The sequence below is a fragment of the Streptomyces sp. NPDC055140 genome (genome assembly GCF_053607285.1).
The window spans coordinates 37973-55941 of sequence record NZ_JBSGTG010000019.1 but is presented as its reverse complement, the minus strand read 5'-3'; the positions used below and the strand labels follow the sequence as shown (position 1 = coordinate 55941).

At 71.1% G+C, this 17969-nt stretch carries 16 protein-coding genes; 10 read left to right on the top strand and 6 right to left on the bottom strand.

Annotated features, from left to right (window positions below; translation table 11 throughout):
- Positions 1 to 35: 35 nt before the first annotated feature.
- Positions 36 to 998, bottom strand: a complete 963-nt coding sequence (locus tag ACWFR4_RS30885; protein WP_453655499.1) for a carbohydrate ABC transporter permease — start codon at positions 996 to 998, stop codon at positions 36 to 38.
- Positions 999 to 1003: 5 nt separating this feature from the next.
- A complete protein-coding gene (locus ACWFR4_RS30880; protein ID WP_453655498.1) occupies positions 1004 to 2392 on the bottom strand; it encodes an ABC transporter substrate-binding protein in 1389 nt (462 codons plus the stop codon).
- 127 nt (positions 2393 to 2519) lie between these two features.
- Between ACWFR4_RS30880 and ACWFR4_RS30875 the strand changes: the two genes are divergently transcribed.
- Entirely contained in the window at positions 2520 to 3248 is a 729-nt protein-coding gene (locus ACWFR4_RS30875) for a GntR family transcriptional regulator (protein ID WP_453655497.1), read from the top strand.
- Between the two features lie 15 nt (positions 3249 to 3263).
- Here ACWFR4_RS30875 and ACWFR4_RS30870 read toward each other — a convergent pair whose 3' ends face one another.
- From ACWFR4_RS30870 to ACWFR4_RS30860, 3 genes are read right to left on the bottom strand one after another with little or no spacing between them, the layout of a single operon-like run.
- A complete protein-coding gene (locus ACWFR4_RS30870) occupies positions 3264 to 4274 on the bottom strand; it encodes a BadF/BadG/BcrA/BcrD ATPase family protein (RefSeq protein ID WP_453655496.1) in 1011 nt (336 codons plus the stop codon).
- Complete coding sequence (locus ACWFR4_RS30865) at positions 4271 to 5572, bottom strand: family 4 glycosyl hydrolase (RefSeq protein WP_453655495.1); 1302 nt, start codon at positions 5570 to 5572, stop codon at positions 4271 to 4273. Before ACWFR4_RS30865 ends, ACWFR4_RS30870 begins: the two co-directional genes overlap by 4 nt.
- A 44-nt stretch (positions 5573 to 5616) precedes the next feature.
- A complete protein-coding gene (locus ACWFR4_RS30860; protein WP_453655494.1) occupies positions 5617 to 6408 on the bottom strand; it encodes a 6-phosphogluconolactonase in 792 nt (263 codons plus the stop codon).
- 366 nt (positions 6409 to 6774) lie between these two features.
- Here ACWFR4_RS30860 and ACWFR4_RS30855 point away from each other — a divergent pair, with 366 nt between their 5' ends.
- Positions 6775 to 7197, top strand: a complete 423-nt coding sequence (locus ACWFR4_RS30855) for a cupin domain-containing protein (RefSeq protein ID WP_453655493.1) — start codon at positions 6775 to 6777, stop codon at positions 7195 to 7197.
- A 504-nt stretch (positions 7198 to 7701) separates the two neighbouring features.
- Here the strand turns inward: ACWFR4_RS30855 and ACWFR4_RS30850 are convergent.
- Complete coding sequence (locus ACWFR4_RS30850) at positions 7702 to 8673, bottom strand: quinone oxidoreductase family protein (RefSeq protein ID WP_453655492.1); 972 nt, start codon at positions 8671 to 8673, stop codon at positions 7702 to 7704.
- Positions 8674 to 9218: 545 nt separating this feature from the next.
- On the opposite strand from ACWFR4_RS30850, the gene ACWFR4_RS30845 reads away from it, so the two are divergent.
- The 8 genes from ACWFR4_RS30845 (at position 9219) to ACWFR4_RS30810 (ending at position 17914) form a co-directional block, all read left to right on the top strand.
- Positions 9219 to 10580: an MFS transporter gene (locus ACWFR4_RS30845; protein WP_453655491.1), complete on the top strand. Its 1362-nt coding sequence runs from the start codon at positions 9219 to 9221 to the stop codon at positions 10578 to 10580.
- Positions 10581 to 10669: 89 nt separating this feature from the next.
- Complete coding sequence (locus ACWFR4_RS30840) at positions 10670 to 11521, top strand: IclR family transcriptional regulator (RefSeq protein WP_453655490.1); 852 nt, start codon at positions 10670 to 10672, stop codon at positions 11519 to 11521.
- Positions 11522 to 11680: 159 nt separating this feature from the next.
- A complete protein-coding gene (locus tag ACWFR4_RS30835; protein WP_453655489.1) occupies positions 11681 to 13993 on the top strand; it encodes a CoA transferase in 2313 nt (770 codons plus the stop codon).
- A gap of 20 nt (positions 13994 to 14013) precedes the next feature.
- Positions 14014 to 14814 carry an enoyl-CoA hydratase/isomerase family protein gene (locus tag ACWFR4_RS30830; protein WP_453655488.1) on the top strand — a complete coding sequence of 267 codons (801 nt, stop codon included), beginning with the start codon at positions 14014 to 14016 and terminating at the stop codon, positions 14812 to 14814.
- 90 nt (positions 14815 to 14904) lie between these two features.
- Positions 14905 to 15093, top strand: coding sequence for a hypothetical protein (locus tag ACWFR4_RS30825; RefSeq protein ID WP_453655487.1), 189 nt, complete (start codon positions 14905 to 14907; stop codon positions 15091 to 15093).
- 105 nt (positions 15094 to 15198) lie between these two features.
- Complete coding sequence (locus ACWFR4_RS30820; protein ID WP_453655486.1) at positions 15199 to 16047, top strand: alpha/beta fold hydrolase; 849 nt, start codon at positions 15199 to 15201, stop codon at positions 16045 to 16047.
- Between the two features lie 62 nt (positions 16048 to 16109).
- Positions 16110 to 16964: an alpha/beta fold hydrolase gene (locus tag ACWFR4_RS30815; RefSeq protein WP_453655485.1), complete on the top strand. Its 855-nt coding sequence runs from the start codon at positions 16110 to 16112 to the stop codon at positions 16962 to 16964.
- Positions 16964 to 17914, top strand: a complete 951-nt coding sequence (locus tag ACWFR4_RS30810; protein ID WP_453655484.1) for a quinone oxidoreductase family protein — start codon at positions 16964 to 16966, stop codon at positions 17912 to 17914. The genes ACWFR4_RS30815 and ACWFR4_RS30810 overlap by 1 nt, the downstream gene beginning before the upstream one ends.
- Positions 17915 to 17969: the final 55 nt, after the last annotated feature.

Here is a 17969-nt window from a genome sequence, read left to right as displayed (position 1 = left end):
GGACCGCGTAGTTGAGAACTTTTCCTTCGTGGAAATCATCGGGACCTGTCCTCGGAGAGCCGGAGGATGGCCAGGGACACGGCCAGGGAGACAAGAGCGATCACGACGCCGACGGCAGCTGCGGCGCCGATGTCGGGATTGGCGAAGGCACGCTCGTACAGAACGGTCGTCGGGGTGACCGTCGAGGTGCCGGGGCCGCCATGAGTGGTGAGCCAGACGACGTCGAAGACACGGATCGCGCCGATCGTGGTGAGCGTGAGGACGATGGCGAGGTGCCCGCGCAGGCCCGGCAGCGTGACGGTGAAGAACTCCCTGATGGGACCGGCGCCGTCCATCCGCACCGCGTCGTACAGTTCGGTCGGGATCGCCTGAGTGCCCGCGACGAACAGGACCGTGCACAGGCCGAACGCGCCCCAGGTGCCGATGAGGCCGAGGGCGGGCAGCGCCCAGGTGTAGTCGCTGAGCCAGCCGCGGGCCAGGGCGTCGAGGCCGAAGGCGCGAAGCACCGAGTTGACCGGGCCCTGCGGTGCGTAGATCTGTTTCCACACGATCGCGGTGACCGCCGGTGTCATCACCTGGGGCAGGAAGATCACCCAGCGGAGGACGGAGTTGCCGCGCACGTCCCTGCGCGAGGTGAGCGACGCGCTGACCAGGCCGAGGACGAGCGGCAGGAAGGCGAAGAAGACCAGAAAGACCAGGGTGTGCGCGAGAGCCTGGCGCAGCACCGGATCATGCAGGAAGGTCGCGTAGTTGCCGAGGCCCGTCCACCGGGCGGGGGTGACGCCGTCCCAGTCGAAAAGGGAGACATAGCCGCCCTGGACGACCGGCACGAGCACCACGACCGCGTACACGAGCAGAGCCGGGGAGAGATAGGCAAGGCCGAGCCAGGGGTGCCGGCCGGACGCGGAACGGGACGTCCTGCGGTCGGCCGGGCGGGAGACCGGGGCCGCGATGCCGTCCCGTACCGCGTCCGGCCGACGCGCGTCGATGGTGGTCACCGTCGCTACCTCGCCTTCTGTTCGCGCTGTTCCTTCTGGAACTTCGCGTAGTCGTCCTGCGTGGCATCGACAACCGCCGTGACCGAGGTCTTGTCCGCGAGGAGGTCCTGCATGCGGCGGGTCATCGTGGTGACCAGGGTCGGGGTGGCCCAGTCCATGTACGGGACCGCTGTGTCGTCCTGAGCGACCTGCGCCACGTTGGCGACCTCGTCGGCGGTGAGCTTGTCGTGGTCGGCCGGGAGACGCGGAGTCGCGAGCATCGGCATGGCCCCGACTTCGACGGCGATCTGAGCGGCCTGCGGGCTCGCGGCGAAGTTCAGGAACGCGGCGGCGGCGTCCGGGTACTTCGACTTGGCGGAGATGGAGAAGTTGCTGGCGGCCGACATGGTGGCGACCGGTGCGCCGCCGTCGGCCCGCGGCAGGACGAACGAGCCGAACCGGTCGCCGTCACCCGGCTTCGTCGGCAGAGTCCCCGAGTACTCGAAGCGGAAGAGTTCCTTGCCGTCGAGGTACGACTGCATCGCGTCGGCGTAGGGGGTGGCGGCGTAGCCCTTGGTGAGGTACCCCTTCTCCGACCATCTCTTCAGGGTGGTCACGGCTTTTTGGAAGCCGGTCTCGCGCATGTGGACGTCGCCCTGCGAGTACGTGAAGTCGGCGATCTTCTCAGGGTCGCCGAGGGCGTCGGTCAGGGCGAAGAGGCCGGAGAGGACGCCGTTTCCCTCGACGTTGCCGAGCGAGACCGGGGTGATGCCCGCCGCCTTCGCCTTGACCAAGGCGTCCTCGAACTCGCCGAAGGTCTTGGGTACTTGAGCGTCGATCCTCTTGAGGAGCGCCCGGTTGTAGTAGACCTCGATGATCGAACCCCGGCTGATGGGGGTGCCGAAGAGCGGGCCGGTGCCCATCTCCCGGCCGTCGGGAGAGAAGGCGTGCTCGCGCTGGATCGAAGCGGGGAACGACTTCTTCCAGCCATAGGCGTCCGCGTACCGGTCGAGGTCGAGGACCAGGTTGCCGCGGACCAGGGTACCCAGGGACTGCCAGCCGTTGTTGGCGGGGACGATGTCGGGAGGGCTGCCCGAACGCAGCTTCAGGGGCAGGGACTTCATGATGTCGTCGAAGTTCTGCTTGGTCTCGCTGACGGTGATCTGCGGGTACTTCTTCTGGAAGGCTTTGATGACTCCGGTCATCCAGGCCTTGTCGGGGCCGCCGCCGAAGTAGTCGAGGACGCGGAGCCGGGCCGGGCCGATCGCGCCCGGACGGGTGACCACGGGGCCCTGCGCCTTTGCGTCGGCCCGGACCCCGGTGGACATGCCGGGCACGCAGGCGGTCAGTAACGAGGCGGCGAGGAGCGGGGCAGCGAGGGTGCGGATCCACGATGGTCGCCTGCGTATGTGCACGGCGCCTCCTGTCGCTGAGGGGCGTGAGGTGCGGTGAGCTTAGGAGCGGGCAGACCAGTTAGTCCAGTGGTTGGTACGCTGGCAATTTCCTTGACCCGTGGGACCGGATGGTGGAAGGGCGGGCCGCATGGCCGACCAGGACGCGGCGAGTGGAGCTGTTGCCGCACAGACGTACCGCAAGCTCGACGACGCGCTTCGCCGAGGCACCTACCCGCCCGGCCGCCGACTGCCCGGAGAGCGCGATCTCGCGGTCGCTCTCGGCGTGAGCCGCTCCACGCTGCGCCACGCCCTGGGTGGGCTCGCGGCCGAGGGGCGGCTCGAACGCTCCGCACAGCGCGGCTGGTTCGTCCCGCGCGAGGCGGTCGGCGAACCGCCCAGCACGCTGCAGAGTTTCTCCGAGATGGCACGGGCCCGCGGGCTGACCCCGCAGGCCAGAATCCTGACGCAGAAGGCGCGCCCGGCCGCCTTCGAGGAAGCGGAGCGGCTGCGGATCGCGCCGGCCGCCAGGGTCCTGGAGCTGCGGCGGCTGCGGTCCATGGAGGGAGTGCCGATCTGTGTCGACCTCAGCGTCGTCGCCCACGCGGACGCGCTGGCCTCGTACGACATGACGGACCGTTCGTTGTACGAGGTCCTGGAGGCGGAGTGCGGGCTGTCCGTGGCGCGCAGCGCGTACACGGTACGGGCCGATGCCGCGGACGAGGAGACGGCGGCGCTGCTCGACGTCGAGCCCGGAGTGCCGGTGCTCATCGGCGACGAGGTGGCATACACGGCTGAGGAGACACCGGTGCTGATCGGGCAGGCGGTCTACCGCAGCGACGCCTACCGCTTCCAGGCGGACCTGTTCCGGCCGGCCTGAACACCGCGCAGCGCGTCAGGTCGTGAAGAACCCGGGCGGCGGAAGGCTCGCGGCGAGCCGGGCGGCGACCGTCTCCGTCACCGCGACTCCGTTCTCGCCGAGCGCGTCCAGGGCCGCCCCCGCGACCGGGGGCAGCACCGCCCGGTGCGGTACGGCACCGGGCAGTTCGGCCTCGAGCGCTGTCACGAGAGCCGCGGTCACGGGCGAATCCGCGGCCATCAGGACCGAGCCGGACAGGACGACATCCACCGTGCCGTTCCCCTCCGCGAGCCCGGTGGCGCGGGCGGCGACACCCGCGTACATCGCCAGGCGCCGCCCCTCCTCGCGCACGATCGCCTCCGCCACCGGATCGCCCGCCGCGGCGACCGCTGTGACCACCCGGGCGGCACGGGGGCGCGCCGACAGCGGCGCCCCGTTCACGCGGCGGGTGAACCAGTGGTTGAGCTCCTCAACCCCCGGCTGGTCGTAGAACTCCACCAGCGCCTTGGTCAGATCGGTCTGCGGGGCCAATCCCAGGTCGGCGAGGAACACCGCCCTCAACGCCTCTATGACCAGGCCCGAAGCGCCCATCGGGTGCTGGACCCGGAAGCCCATGTCCCACATGGCGCCGGTGCGCCCGCGAGCGGCGACCGCGGCGGCCGTGCCGGACTGGACGGAGACGCCGGCCCCGGACAGTTCGCCGCAGCGGATCGATGCGTAGCCGTCGTTGAGGACCGTACGACGGCGCAGCGCTGGGCAGTGGTCCTCCAGTACGCCCTCCCAGAACTCCCGGTCCTCGGGCCAGTCGACTCCGGCCAGCCGGAACGCAGCGCCCGCGACCGAGGCGCGGCCCGCCCCGGCCGCGGCCAGGGCGTCGCCGATCGCCGCCGTCACCTCGCGCACCGCGTCGGCCGGACTCGGCGCCCCGTAGATGTCGCCGCAGCCCGCCCGCCCGGCGCCGACGGTCTCGCCGGAGGGCAGGCAGAGCAGCGCGACGGTCTTGCTGTTGCCTGCGTCGACGCCGAGATACAGGCCGGATCTGCTCACGGAAGAAGCCTCTCGGGCAGCCACGCGCGCTGCGCCACGGCCATCTCGGCGTACAGCGCCTCGGCGACCGGGAGTGAGGGGACCAGCGGGTTCGCGGCCATGGCGCGTACGGCGTCGTCACGTCCGCCGTCCCAGCCGGCTTTCGCGGCGAGGATCTGGTACTCGGCGAGGGCCTGGGTGATGCCACGCACGGAGTGCGGGAGCGGGCTCTGCTCCTCCGGGTGGAAGCCCTTCGCGTCGACCGTGCCCCAGACCTCGACGACCGTGGACTCGTCGAAACCGGGCAGGAATCCGCCGGTGTTGGGCACGTTGAACGGGAGGCGGGCGCCGGTGTCGTTGTAGTACGCGCTCATCGCGTCGATGGCGAGCTCCAGTTCGTGGATGCCGCCACGCGAACGGGCCGGGTCGAGCCGCGGGTCGTCGGCGGCGGCCTGCTCGCGGTAGTGCGCCCAGTAGTTGGGCACCTCGGACAGGATGTCCTCCGCGCGGGTCGTCGGTGCGTGCCGCAGCTCGCGCAGCCGGTCCTCGCGGAAGTAGTAGTAGAGGAAGTAGTCCGAGGGGATCGAGCCCATGGTGACGGCGAGGTGCAGGGCGCGCCGGCCGTGCACGTCGGCGGTCGGGGTGTCCTTCAGCTGCTCCCAGCGCTCACGCAGGAGCGCGATGGCGTCCTCGCCGTCGTACGTCGCCTCCGTGGACCAGCAGTTGTGGTTGACGCCGGCCATTTTCGTCACGAGCAGGTCGGGGTCGAGTCCCGCGGCGCGGGCGATGACCGGCGGGAAGCACATCGGGCCCTCGCAGAACGAGACGATGGGAATGCCGCTGTACTCCGAGACCGCCTGAGAGACGATGTTGACCGGGTTGGTGTAGTTGAAGATGCGGGCGCGCGGCGCGACGGCGGCCAGGTCGTCGCAGAGCCCGCGCATCACATGGACCGAGCGCAGCGACATCATCAGGCCGCCGGGGCCTTGCGTCTCCTGGCCGATCACACCGTGCTTGAGGGGGATCCGCTCGTCGAGCGCCCGTGCCTCGAAGCCGCCCGGACGGAAGGAGGACAGGACGGCGTCGACGTCGCGTACGCCTTCGCGCCGGTCCGTGGTGGCCGTCACCGTGATGTCGAGACCCTTGGCGCGGGCCATCTTCTCGGTGATCGTCTTCACGACCTCGAGGCGGTCCGGATCGAGGTCGATCAGCATGAATTCCGAGCCGTCGAAGTTCTCGCCCTGGTGCATGAACGAGGCCATCGTGCCGGGGGCGCGGGTGGATCCCCCGCCGAGATAAGCGATCTTGATACGGGCCATGCCGGGGTCTCCTTGGACGTGAGGCGTAAGGCGGGGGGTGTTGGTCAGAGGGCGTGCGCGGCGTCGGCGTCGAGAAAGAGGCCGGGGCCGGCGCAGTCGCTGAGGACCGTGGCGGGCCAGTCCGGCTCGTACGACACGGCCGCCGCCAGCCGGCGCGCGGCCGCCGCCTTGTCCGGGCCGTGGGCCACGAGGACGGTCCGGCGCGACTGTTCCCTGATCGTGCCGACCCCGACGGTCACGCCGTGCGACGGCACGTCGTCGAGGCCGTCGAAGGTCGGGAACGTGACGAGGTTGTCGCGGCGCGTCTGCTCCGCGAGCCGGGCCACGTGGGTGCGGGTGCCGGCCGGCGTGCCGGGCGCGTTGAAGGCGACGTGGCCGTCCCCGGCGCCTGTGGCGAGGATGAACAGGTCGATGCCGCCGAGGTCTGCGATGCGCTTGTCGTAAGCCTCCGGATCAGACGGATCGGGCACCCACAGACGGTCGGGTGCGATCGAACGGCCGACGCCCGCTGCGGTGTTGAGCGGTCCGGCGATCTCCTCCCGGCCGAACCGCGCACAGGAGTACGGGAGTCGGTGGTCGACGGGCCGGAACTCACCCGGCACCGCGCCCTCGACGACGTACTCGTCCATCATCACCACCGTCAGATGGCGCAGGTCGAGTCCGCGCCGCGCGACCTCGCCGGCGAGCGCTTGATAGGTGGTCCGGGCGCTGCGCCCGCCCGGGCAGCCCAGGACGTACGGTCTGCCCTCGCGGGCGGCCTCTTCCAGCCCGTCCGCGACCATCGTCGCGAGGGCGCGTCCGAGGGCGTACGGATCGGGGAATACCGTCGGCAACACGCGCACCAGAGTGACTCCTTCGCAGACCAGTTGCACCAGATACGCTAACCGGGCTGTTCGCGGCGCGGCAAGGGTGAGGGCGCAGCTGATTGATCGTCGCGCAGGCAGCGACGGGCAGCACCGGCTCAGCCGGACAGCCCCGCGATCAACTCGTCCTGGGTCTTTGCCGGTTGGGACGGCCTCCCGGCGAGGGCGGCGTGGGGCAGTCGCGGGAGGCACACGACGAGACGCCGGACCGGCACGTCGCAGTCAAGGTGATCTCTCTGCCCGCCGACGGAGGAAGTCGTGGCGATGAGGCGAACGCCCGGTTCCTGCGCGATGCAGGTCACCGGTCGGCCGAGCGCGCTCCGGGGCGACACTATGGCGGTGGACCTGGAAGAGGTCGAGCAGCAAACGGAGTTGTGGCGCATTCCGGCGGCGTGCCGCCGTCGGCGATCAGGAAGAGGTGTCATGAAAGAGGAACTCGAGTTCTTTGCGGGCGACGATGTGCCGTGGCGGGAAGCCGCGCAGCCGGGTACCGAGGAGAGGGTGTTGTCGCGGGATCCTGATGATCCTGCTGTGCTGACCCGGCTTGTGCGCTGGATGCCTGGTCTGGACACCAGCGCCGCGGGAGTGATCACTCACGACTACGTCGAAGAGGTGTACCTGCTGGAAGGCGACCTGGTCGACCTCACGCTCGGGCAGACGTTCGGGCCGGGTCACTATGCGAGCCGCCGTCCCGGTATGCACCACGGCCCCTATCGCACGCCGGCCGGCTGCACGATGCTGGAAATCCGGTACCGCGCCTGACCTGCGAGCGGGGTGAGGGCGGCGCGGGTGGTGCGGTCGAACGGTCCGCCGTGTGCTGGCGCGCGTGACAGCCGTCGCCGACAAGATGTACACCGAGAACCGCTACTTCTACGGAGGATCCGGCGGTGGCCAGTCAGGCAGGACCGTAGGGGCACGGGCCGAGGACCAGTGTCGTCCGACAGTTCCACCTCGCAGCTGAACCGGGCGCAGCCGACGTCGTCGCCGTCGCTTTCGGGACGCTGACGGCAGCCCTTGTCCCTTGGCGCCGTCAGACGTCCGCCCGTGATCCCCGACTCCACCCGTCGCCCGGCCCTGAACCGGGCTGAGCGTCGGCCGTCTCCGCTGCCATCCCGGCCCTGAACCGGGCTGAGCGTCGGCCGCCTCCGCTGCCATCCCTGTCTGCACGGCGCTGCGGCTCCAGGCGCCGCGGGCGTCCACAATTCCGTCCATGCCCCGGCGGCGCCGCAACGCCGGCCGTCAGTCGCCTCGGCGACCCGCCGGGTGTCAGCCCAGGTCGAGCACCACCTTGCCAATTGCCTCGCCCGTACGCAGCCGCCCCACCGCCTCCTCGAGATGGTCGATGCCGTAGCGCTCGTACGGCAGCGTGAGCTCGCCGGAGGAGAGGTCCGGCAGCAGGCGCACGACCTCCGCGGCGACCTCCTTGCCCCGGCTGATCATGTTGACGGGGAGCAGCGAGACGTCGGCGAGGAAGAAGTCCGCGAGGTCGAGGGTGAGTTCACGGCCTGCGGTGTAGCCGACGAGCGCCGCCCGGCCGCGCGGGCGGACCAGGCCGAGGGCATTGCGCAGAATCGTGCCGCCGACCGTGTCGATGAGCACGTCGACCTTGCCGCCGATCGCCTCCTCGGACAGGTCGGCCGCGAGGACCGCCTTCGCGGCGCCGGGGACGTGCGGCAGCTTGGCCGGGCGGCCGACCACGCCGACGACCTCGGCCCCTGCCCGGGCGGCCAGCTGCACCGCCGTCGCGCCGACCGCGCCGGACGCTCCGGTGACCATGACCCGCTCGCCCGGCCGCACTTGGGCGATCGGGTGCACGGAGGCCCAGGCGGTGCCGACGGGGGAGAAGTAGATGCAGGCCAGCGCGGGGTCGGTGCCCTTCGGCATGACCTCGACGGCGGCGTCGGGCACGAGCACGTGCTCCGCCCAGGCGCCTGCGCGGCTGAGCCCGAGCCCTTCGCCGCGTACCCGGACGAGCGCGCCCTCGGGGTGGGTGTCGGAGGCGAGGACGATACCGCTGCCCTGTGTGCCCGGGACGGAGGGCAGGTCGGGCAGGATGCCGAACTGTCCGTCAAGGACGTTGAGGTCGAGGTGGGCGACCGTCGCCGCCTTCATCTGTACGAGGGTGTGTCCGGGCTGCGGCGCGGGGACCGCCCGTTCCACGAGGCGCGGAAGGGTGCCGAACTCCTCCAGGAGCAGGGCTCGCGATGTGGGTGTGGATGCGGCTGAGGTGGTGCTCACTTGCTTCCGTTCTCCGATCACGCGGTTCCCCCCGCTGTTCCCGTCGTTCATACCTTAACTCCGTACCTGTGTAGTACACGTATCGCGCTGATGTGCAGGATCCGGTCATACACGAACCCCAGGATCCCGAGGGTGATGATGCCGACGAAGACCCGGTCGATCCGCCCGTAGTGGCGCGAGTCCAGATCCGCGAGCCCAGCCCGACCTGGGAGGCGACGATCTCCGCCCAGACGTTCGTGAGGACGCTGTTGCCCATGGCGAGGTGGGCGCCGGTGACGATGTACGGACGGCCCGCGCCGCATGCGGCGGCCAGGACCACGGCGAGCAGGGTAACGAGAACGGCGCCGGGCGCCCTCCTGTGCGGTGGTGCCGAGTCATCGGATGCGACCTCCGGGTCGGAGTGGGGTGGTGGTGGCGGCACGTTCCCAGCGGGCAGCGGCGCGTATGAAGCGAGGCGTCCCGTCTGGCGGACCGACCCGGTTGAGGTGGCACCCGGGTGTCCATACGCTCCGTCGATTCCCGGCCCCGATCGGCAAGGAGTGCTCATGTCCCGAAAGTTCACGACCGAGGACGCGTCCGCGACGCGGCGCGTGGTGACCGCGTCCGTCGCCGGCAACATGCTGGAGTGGTACGACTTCTTCCTCTACACGACGGCCGCCGCGATGGTCCTCGGCTCGGTCTTCTTCCCCTCCGAGGGGCATCCGCTGCTCGGCACCATCGCCGCCCTGGCCGGCCATGCCGTCGGCTTCGCCGCCCGGCCCGTCGGCGGCATCGTGTTCGGACACATCGGGGACCGGCGCGGGCGCAAGACCGCGCTCATGGCGACGCTCTCCCTGATGGGCGGCACCACCTTCTGTATGGGACTGCTGCCGTCCTACGACACGGCGGGCATCGTCTCGCCGCTGCTGCTCGTCCTGCTCCGGGTGCTGCAGGGCGCGGCGGCCGGCGGCGAGTGGGGCGGTGGCGTGCTCATCATCACCGAGAACGTCCCGGCCGACCGTCGTGGCTTCCTCGCCTCGTTCAGCTCGACCGGCATGGGGCTCGGCTTCGTGCTGTCTTCCCTGGCCCTGTGGCTGGCCGAACAGGTGACCGGCGACGCGTTCCTCGCCTGGGGCTGGCGGCTGCCGTTCCTGGCGAGCGCCCTGATCTTCGTGGTGGGCATCTACATCCGCCGCAATCTCGGCGAGACGACCGGGTTCGAGGCCAAGTCCGGTGAGAGCGAGCGGCGTTCGCCGCTGCGGGAGGTGCTGCGGCGTCATCCGCGCCAGGTCCTGTTCGCGATGGCCCTGCGCTTCGCCGACAGCGGCGCGAGCTACATCTTCATGTCCTTCTCGCTCGTCTACGGGGCGTATGTCGGCATCTCGTCGACGGTGCTGCTCTGGGCGGGGATCGTCGGGATGCTGGTGGACTCCGCGATGATGGTGGTCTTCGGCCGCCTCTCCGACCGGGTGGGCCGACGGCCCGTCTACCTCGGCGGTGCGATCGGCATGATCGTATGGGCCGCGCCCTTCTTCCTGCTCATGGATACGGGGAGCACGGCCGCGGTCTGGCTCGCGTTCGTCGTCGGGCACATCGCCATCGCCGCGATGATCGGCGTCCAGCCGTCGTACTTCTCCGAGCTGTTCAGCACCGAGACCCGGTACTCCGGGATGGCGCTGGGCCACGAGCTCTCCTCGGCCGTGGCCGGAGGTCTGTCTCCGGTGGTCGCGACGGCGCTGCTCGCGTCCACGGGACACTTCCTGCCCATCGCGCTGCTCACCGTCGGGATGGCTCTGGTCACGTTGGTGGCACTGGTCTTCTTCGCGGGCGGGCGGACGGCGCAGGAGGCGGCGGAACCCGCCCCAGGCCAGGCCGTCACCGGGGAAGCGGCCGGTGCGAAGGAGGACGCCGACACACCCGTTGCCTGATGTTCACACCGGCTTTCCTCTATGCAACATGCCGTTGTTGCACTTCAAATGGCCTGTGCACCGCCATGTGAAGAAGCGAGGTAACACCGATGGAGCCGTACGCCGACGAGGATGTCACGCCGCCCAATTCCGTCCTGGGCAAGGCGCAGCTGCTGCTTGCCGCGTTCGAGTCGGGTGCGGTGCGGCTGCGCCTGAGCGACCTGAGCCGGCGGTCGGGGGTGCCGAAGGCGTCGGCGTACCGCCTTGCGCAGGAGCTGGTGCAGTGGGGGCTGCTCGACCGGCACGACGACACGTACGAACTCGGCATCCGGCTGTTCCACCTCGGCCAGCGTGTGCCGGCCTCCGCGGTGCTGCGCTCCGTCGCGCGCCCGCTGCTCACGGACCTGTTCACGCGCACCCGCGCCGCTGTCCACCTCGCCGTGCTCGACGGCGCCCATGTGCTGTTCCTGGAGAAGATCGCCGGTGAGGCGAACGTGCTCACGCACTCGCACATCGGTGGCCGGCTCCCCGCCTCCTGCACGGCGACGGGGAGGGTGCTGCTCGCCCTGGCAGCGGACGGGCCCGAGCTGGTGGAGCGGCTGGCCCTCGGCGGGCTGCCGTCGCTCACCCCACGGTCCGTGACGGACCCCGCCGTGCTCGCGCGGCAACTGGCCGCGGTGGCACGGCAGGACTACGCGCTGGAGATCGAGGGCGTACGCCCGGGATACGCGAGCCTCGCGGTGCCCGTCACCGCGGGTGGACGGGTGTGCGCCGCGGTCTCGGTCACGGCACCTGTGGCGCAGGTGTCGGTGGAACGGCTGCTGCCGACGCTGCGCGCGTCGGCCGAGAGCATCGGGCGGGGCGTGGAGCGGGGTGTCGAGCGCGGCGCGCCACGCGACGTGTCCCGCGGGTCGCGAGTACCGCGGGCAGGCGATGCCCCAGCCGTGCCCTCCGCAGGCTGAGCGGCGGCAGCCTCTCCCACATCCCACATCCCACAGCGGGCAGTCCCTCCCCGCCACGGCGGCCTGGGTCCGGTCAGCAGAACACCCCTCTGGCCCGGCACTCCGTACTCGGTGATCGTGAGATTCCGCAAGAGCTGCGGAAACGTATGGGGAGGAACCGTGGTGCGAACAGACACGGACCCGACGCCGCTGCGCGTGCTCGATCTCACCGACGAACTCGCCTTCCAGGGCGCACGGTTGCTCGTGGGCCTCGGCGCCGACGTCGTACGCGTCGAACCGGGCGCAGACCTGGATCCCGCGGCCCGGGTGCACTGGCACGCGGGCAAACGCTGGGCGACGGTACGCGGCGAGGCGGAGCTCGACACGCTGGCGGCGGGCGCCGACATCGTCCTGGAGAGCGGCCCCGTCGCACGGCTGCGTGGTGTACGGGCCGACGGCACGTCCCGGTGGCCGCATGTCGTGCATGTGGTGGTGACGCCGTTCGGGCTCACCGGTCCGCGGCGCGACTGGGTCGGCGACGACCTGATCCTGGCCTCCGCGGGCGGCATGACCTGGCTCGGCGGGCGCCTCGACGGTCAGCCGAAGCCGCCGCCGCGCGAGCAGGCGCTGCAGACCGCGGGCGCGCACGCGGCGATCGGCGCGCTGCTCGGTGTCGTGTCCGGGACGGGCCAGCTGGTCGACGTGTCCGTGCAGGAGGCCGTCGCCGCCACGCTGGAGACCGCCGCCCTCGCGTGGATCCACGCCGGGCGCTTCCCCGTACGCAACGGCGGGGTGTACGAACACGTCGCGCACCGGATCTTCGCGGCGGCGGACGGGCATGTCGCCGGAGGCTACTCGGGCAGCGACCGCATGTGGACCGATCTCCTGGCGTGGATGGCGGAGCGGGGCGAGGCCGGGGACCTGGTCGACGAGTGCTGGAGCGACGCCCTCTTCCGGTGGCGGGAGCGGCCCCATGTCGACGCACTCGTGCAGCGGTTCGCGGCGGGGTGGCCGGCCGCAGACCTGGCCGACGCGGCGCGGGCGCGCGCCCTTCCCTGGGCGGAGGTGGTGCCACCGGAGCGTCTGACGGCCAACCCTCAGCTGCGCGACCGCGGATTCCTCGTCACGGTCACCGGCGACGGACTGCCGGACGGCGGCGTCGAGGACGTCGGCTTTCCGTGGGCGGCGCTTCCCAGGCCCGTCACGCTCGAAGCGATACGTGAGGTGGAGCGGCCCGCATCGCCGTGGCGCCGCCCCGAACCCCGGCGCGCCACGAGGAGCGGGCCGTCCAAGTCCCGTGCCCTGGAAGGGGTTCGGGTCCTCGATCTGACCTGGGTGCTCGCCGGACCGTACGTCACCAAGCAGTTGGGTGAGCACGGCGCGGACATCGTCAAGGTCGAATCGAAGCACCGGCAGGACCCCACGCGGTTCGCCCCCTCGATGCATCTGCGACCGGGCTCCGACCCCGACGACAGCGGGTACTTCCTCAACTTCAACCGCAACAAGCGCAGCGTTGCCCTGAACTTGCGAACCGGCGAAGGACAGCGGCTGCTGAGGGAGCTGGTGCCGCACTGCGACGTGGTCGTGGAGAACTTCAGCCCGGGCGTGCTCGCCCGCTGGGGCATGGACTACGCGTCGCTGTGTGAGCTCAACCCGGATGTGGTCCTTGTATCGATGGCCGGGGTCGGCCAGACCGGTCCCTGGCGCAAGGCGGTGACGTTCGCCGACACGCTCGCGGCGATGTCCGGTCTGTCCAGCGAGACCCGCGACCCGGGCGGCCCGCCGCAGGGCCTGACCTTCGGGCTCGGCGACATGGTCGCGGCCAATGCTGCCGTGCTCGCCACGCTCGACCTGCTCGCGCAGGGGCGCGGCGGTCACGTGGACCTGTCCCAGCTGGAGGCGATGGCCTCGACGATGGGACCAGCCGCGCTGGAGCCGGTGCTGGGCACGGGCCGACCGGATCCGTGTACCGCCGAGCACCCCAACCGCTCGCCGCACGCCGTGCCGCACGGCGTGTATCCGGCGGCCGGGGACGACCGGTGGGTGGCCGTCTCCGTGACGGACGACGCGCAGTGGCACGCACTGAATCGACTGGTCCAACTCCCTTGCACTGATGATGACGTGAACGCCCGCCGCGTCCGCGAGGACGACATCGACGCGGCCCTCGCAGCTTGGACGCGGGACCAGGACGCGCACAAACTCGCCGAGCTGCTCCAGGCGGAGGGCGTCGCGGCGGCGGTCGTGGCGAACGGGCAGGACCTGGTCGACGTCGACGAGCAGCTCGCGGCGCGCGGCTTCTACCCCGTGCTGGACCATCCCCTGGCCGGAGCGGTCCGGCACGAGGGCATCGTCGCCCGCCTCGCCGCGACACCCGGCAAACTCACGCGGTCCGCGCCACTCCTCGGGCAGCACACCTATGAGGTGCTGCACGAGCTGCTGGGTCTGAGCGCCGACCGGCTCGCGGAGCTGGCCGCGGATGGCGTGACCGAGTGAACCAGGCGAAACGAGGCGACATGAACCAGGAAGACACCGACACCATGACGCAGGCCTCCGTACTTCACGTGACCCGCGACGGCGCCGTGGTGACGGTCCGGGTCGACCGGCCCAAGGCGAACGCCGTCGATCCGGCGATGATCGACGAGTTCCTCACGGTCCTACCGCCCCTCGCGGCGGACCCGGAGGTGCGCTGCATCGTGATCACCGGCACCGGCCGTTTCTTCATCGCGGGCGCCGACATCGCGGTCATGCGCGACCTGTCGGCCGACAACCAGGCCAGGATGCGCCTGTGGATCGACGTCCAGCGGCTGATCGAGCAGGCGCCCAAGCCCGTGGTCGCGGCGATGAACGGACATGCCCTCGGCGGGGGAGCCGAACTGTCGCTCGCGTGCGATCTGCGGATCCTCTCGGCCGACGCCACGTTCGGGTTCCCGGAGATGCAGCTCGGCCTCTTCCCCGGAGCTGGGGGCAGTCAGCGGCTGCCGCGGCTCGTCGGCCCGCATCTGGCGAAGCGGCTGATGATCGAGGCCGAACGGATGGCGCCGGGGCGGGCGTTGGAGCTCGGCCTCGTAGATCTCGTGGCGGGTCAGGCCGAATTCGAGTCGGTGGTCGCCGAACAGGCGCGACGCCTCGCCGCGAAGCCGACGGCGGCCATCGCCCTGCTCAAGCGAGTCGTGGACGAGGGGTACGGACTGCCTGTGGAGGAGGCATTGAAGCGCGAGGAGAAGGGCGTCGCGGAGCTGACACGTACGGCTGACGCGGCAGAGGGCCTCCAGGCGTTCCTGGACAAGCGGGAGGCGGTGTTCACGGGCCGGTGACGTCCGCCGGCCGGTGACGCCGCAGCGGGCGGTCCGCGGAACGGACCGTCCGCGTCGGCGTCACCGGCGTGCCATCCGCATCCTCGCCGGATGGCACCCACGACTTGCTCACCGTCCACGACGTTCACCGGACCCGTCCTGGTGGCCGACGGCACCAGCGGCACGGGCATCGTCGTCGCCGAGGCGATCGCCCACGCCGTGCTGCCGCTGCTCGCGGCCGAATCCTCCTTCACCACCGGCTCGGTCGTCCACGTCGACGGCGGCTGCACCGCCCAGTGAGAGCGGTTCGCTGAGCGGACCGCCGCCCTGGGCCCACGGCCGTCGCGGTGATGGGCTCGACCCCGCACGACGCGGTACGCGTACGGAAGGATCGGAAGGACTCGCATGTCACCAGCACCGGAGAGCCACTACGCGGACGGCGCGGGAATCCGCTACCACTACCACGACCTCGGGACGGGCCCCGACACCGTCTTTCTGCACGGCGGCGGCCCCGGCTGCACCGCCTGGAGCGACTTCGGGCCGGTGGCGCCCCTGTTCGCGGCCGACCGGCGCTGTCTGCTCGTCGACATCCACCAGTACGGCAAGTCGGAGAAGTCCCGTATCGAAGGCCCGATGTGGGACCACCACGCGGCCAGGACGGTCGGCCTGCTCGACACCCTCGGTGTGGAGCGCGCCGACTTCGTCTGCAACTCCTGGGGCGGCACCATCGCCCTCAACCTCGCCGCCCTGTACCCGGAGCGGGTCCGGTCCCTGGTCATCACCGGCTCCATGCCCGTCTTCTACGGGCCGCTCGCCCCGCTCCCCGAGAACGGCCACCGGGGCCGCACCGCCCGCGACACCTACTACGGCGGCGAGGGCCCGACCCGCGAGAAGATGCGGCAGCTCATCACGAAGCTGGAGTGGTACGACGGCGCGAAGCTCCCCGAGGAGACGCTGACGCTGCGCCATGAGCAGAGCCTCGACGAGGGCGAGCGCGCGCTCGCCGCGATGTCCGACTCGCCGCGCGGCGACTGGCAGGACCTGACGGAGCAGCTCGGCCGGGTCCAGGCGCCGACGCTCTTCCTGTGGGGCATGCAGGACGCGTTCCTCACCCCGGACTACCCGTTGATGCTGGCCCGCATGGTGCCGAGCGGGAGCCTCCACGTGATGGACCACTCCTCGCACCACCTCCAGGAGGAGCGACCCGAGGCCTACCACTCGGTGGTCGACGGATTCCTCAACTCCCTTTCCTGACGCTGCGCTTCACATTCCTTCGCTTCCCACCACCTGCCTGAACCTGAACGGAGCATCCCGCCGTGACCATCTGGAACGAGATCAGCCCCACCCCCTTCCGCGTCGAGTACGTCGACGCCGGTGGCGTCCCCACCCGCACGCTGCGCGCCGGCGACCCCACCGCGCAGGCCGTCGTCTTCCTGCACGGCACCAGCGGCCACCTGGAGGCCTTCGCGCGGAACATCACCGCGCACGCCGCCTATGACCTGCACGCCATCGACATGCTCGGCCACGGCTACACCGGCAAGCCCGACAAGCCGTACGAGATCGCCGACTACGTGACCCACCTGCTGGACTACCTGGACGCCGTCGGTGTCGACAGCGCCCACATCGTCGGCGAGTCCCTCGGCGGATGGGTCGGCGCCCGCGCCGCCATCGAGCACCCCGAGCGGGTCCGCAGCCTCCAACTCCTGTGCTCCGGCGGCACCGTGGCCAATCCCGAGGTCATGAACCGGATCCGCACCAGCACGAAGGACGCGGTCACCAGCGACGACCTCGACCTCACCCGCAAGCGGATGCGGCTGCTCATGGCGGACGACAAGGACGCCACGGAGGAGCTGGTCGAGGTCCGGCACGCGATCTACCACACGCCGGAGTTCGTCGCGGGAGTCGACAACCTCCTCTCCCTGCAGGACATGGAGCGCCGGCAGCGCAATCTGCTGCGCCCCGAACACCTCGCCCGGATCACGCAGCCGACGCTGGTCGTGTGGGGGCGGCAGAACCCGTTCGGCGAGACGCCCGAGGCGACGGCGATCCACCAGGCGGTCGCCGGCTCCCAGCTGGAGATTCTCGACGCCTGCGGGCACTGGCCGCAGCACGAGCAGGCCGAGCGCTTCAACGTCCTCAGCCTCGACTTCATCGGCAAGGCGGCCGCCTGATGCGAGCAGCGCGGTTCCACGATCGGGGCGCCGCTCCGGTCATCGATGACGTGCCCGAGCCCGTCCGCGGCGCGGGCGAGGTCCTGGTCCAGGTCGAGGCGGGCGGGGTCGCGCACCTCGATGTCACCGTCGCCTCCGGCGAGTTCGCCATGAAGCCGGCCCTGCCGTACATCGGGGGAGTCGAGGGGGCGGGCACCGTCCTGGAGGCCGACGCGGACTCCGGTCTCACGCCCGGCACGCAGGTCGTGCTGCGCGGCGGCGGCCTCGGCATCCTGCGCGACGGTACGTGGACGGAGCGGGTCAGTGTGAAGCGCAAGGCCGTCACGGTCCTCGACGCCCCGCTCGAACCCGCCGTGGCGGCAAGCTTCTTCGTCCCCGCGACGACGGCGTACGTGGCTCTGCACGACGTCGGCCGCGTCGAGAAAGGAGAAGAGGTCGTCGTTGTGGGTGCGGCCGGCGCGGTCGGAGCGATGGTGGCGCAGCAGGCGCTGGCCGCGGGCGCGCGTGTGACCGGTGTGGTCGGCCGGGCCGATCAGCTGGCCGACGTACCGGCCGGCGTGGAGGGTATGACCCTGGCCGACGCGGACGGACTCCTCGCCCCGGACCGTTCGGCCTCCCTCCTCGTCGACACACTCGGCGGCGACGGCCTGATCGGGCGCAGCCGCTGGGTGCGGCAGGGCGGACGTGCGGTCGTCATCGGATACGTCGCCGGTCCGGACGTCGCACTCGACCTGCCGAGCTGGCTCCTCGACGAGGTCGCGCTGCTGCCGGTGAACATGATCCGCCAGGAGCGGCGGGCCCGCGAAGTCTCTGCCGAGCTGGTCCGGCGACTCGCCGCCGGTGAACTCTCGCTCGCGGTGGAGAAGTTCGGGTTGGCGGAGGCTCCCGCAGCGCTTGACGCTCTGCGGAACGGGAGGGTGCGGGGTCGCGCCGTTCTGCTGCCCGGTTAGGGGCGAGGTCCGTCGGCCGGGTGCTGGTCGCGCAGTTCCCCGGGGCGCGGGGAAC

Bases quoted from the DNA above. Each gene is read 5' to 3' on its own strand.
- ACWFR4_RS30875 (WP_453655497.1), top strand. From the start codon at position 2,520: ATGGCCGACCAGGACGCGGCGAGTGGAGCTGTTGCCGCACAGACGTAC.
- ACWFR4_RS30865 (WP_453655495.1), bottom strand. From the start codon at position 5,572: ATGGCCCGTATCAAGATCGCTTATCTCGGCGGGGGATCCACCCGCGCC.
- ACWFR4_RS30845 (WP_453655491.1), top strand. From the start codon at position 9,219: ATGTCCCGAAAGTTCACGACCGAGGACGCGTCCGCGACGCGGCGCGTG.
- ACWFR4_RS30840 (WP_453655490.1), top strand. From the start codon at position 10,670: ATGGAGCCGTACGCCGACGAGGATGTCACGCCGCCCAATTCCGTCCTG.
- ACWFR4_RS30830 (WP_453655488.1), top strand. From the start codon at position 14,014: ATGAACCAGGAAGACACCGACACCATGACGCAGGCCTCCGTACTTCAC.
- ACWFR4_RS30825 (WP_453655487.1), top strand. From the start codon at position 14,905: ATGGCACCCACGACTTGCTCACCGTCCACGACGTTCACCGGACCCGTC.
- ACWFR4_RS30820 (WP_453655486.1), top strand. From the start codon at position 15,199: ATGTCACCAGCACCGGAGAGCCACTACGCGGACGGCGCGGGAATCCGC.
- ACWFR4_RS30810 (WP_453655484.1), top strand. From the start codon at position 16,964: ATGCGAGCAGCGCGGTTCCACGATCGGGGCGCCGCTCCGGTCATCGAT.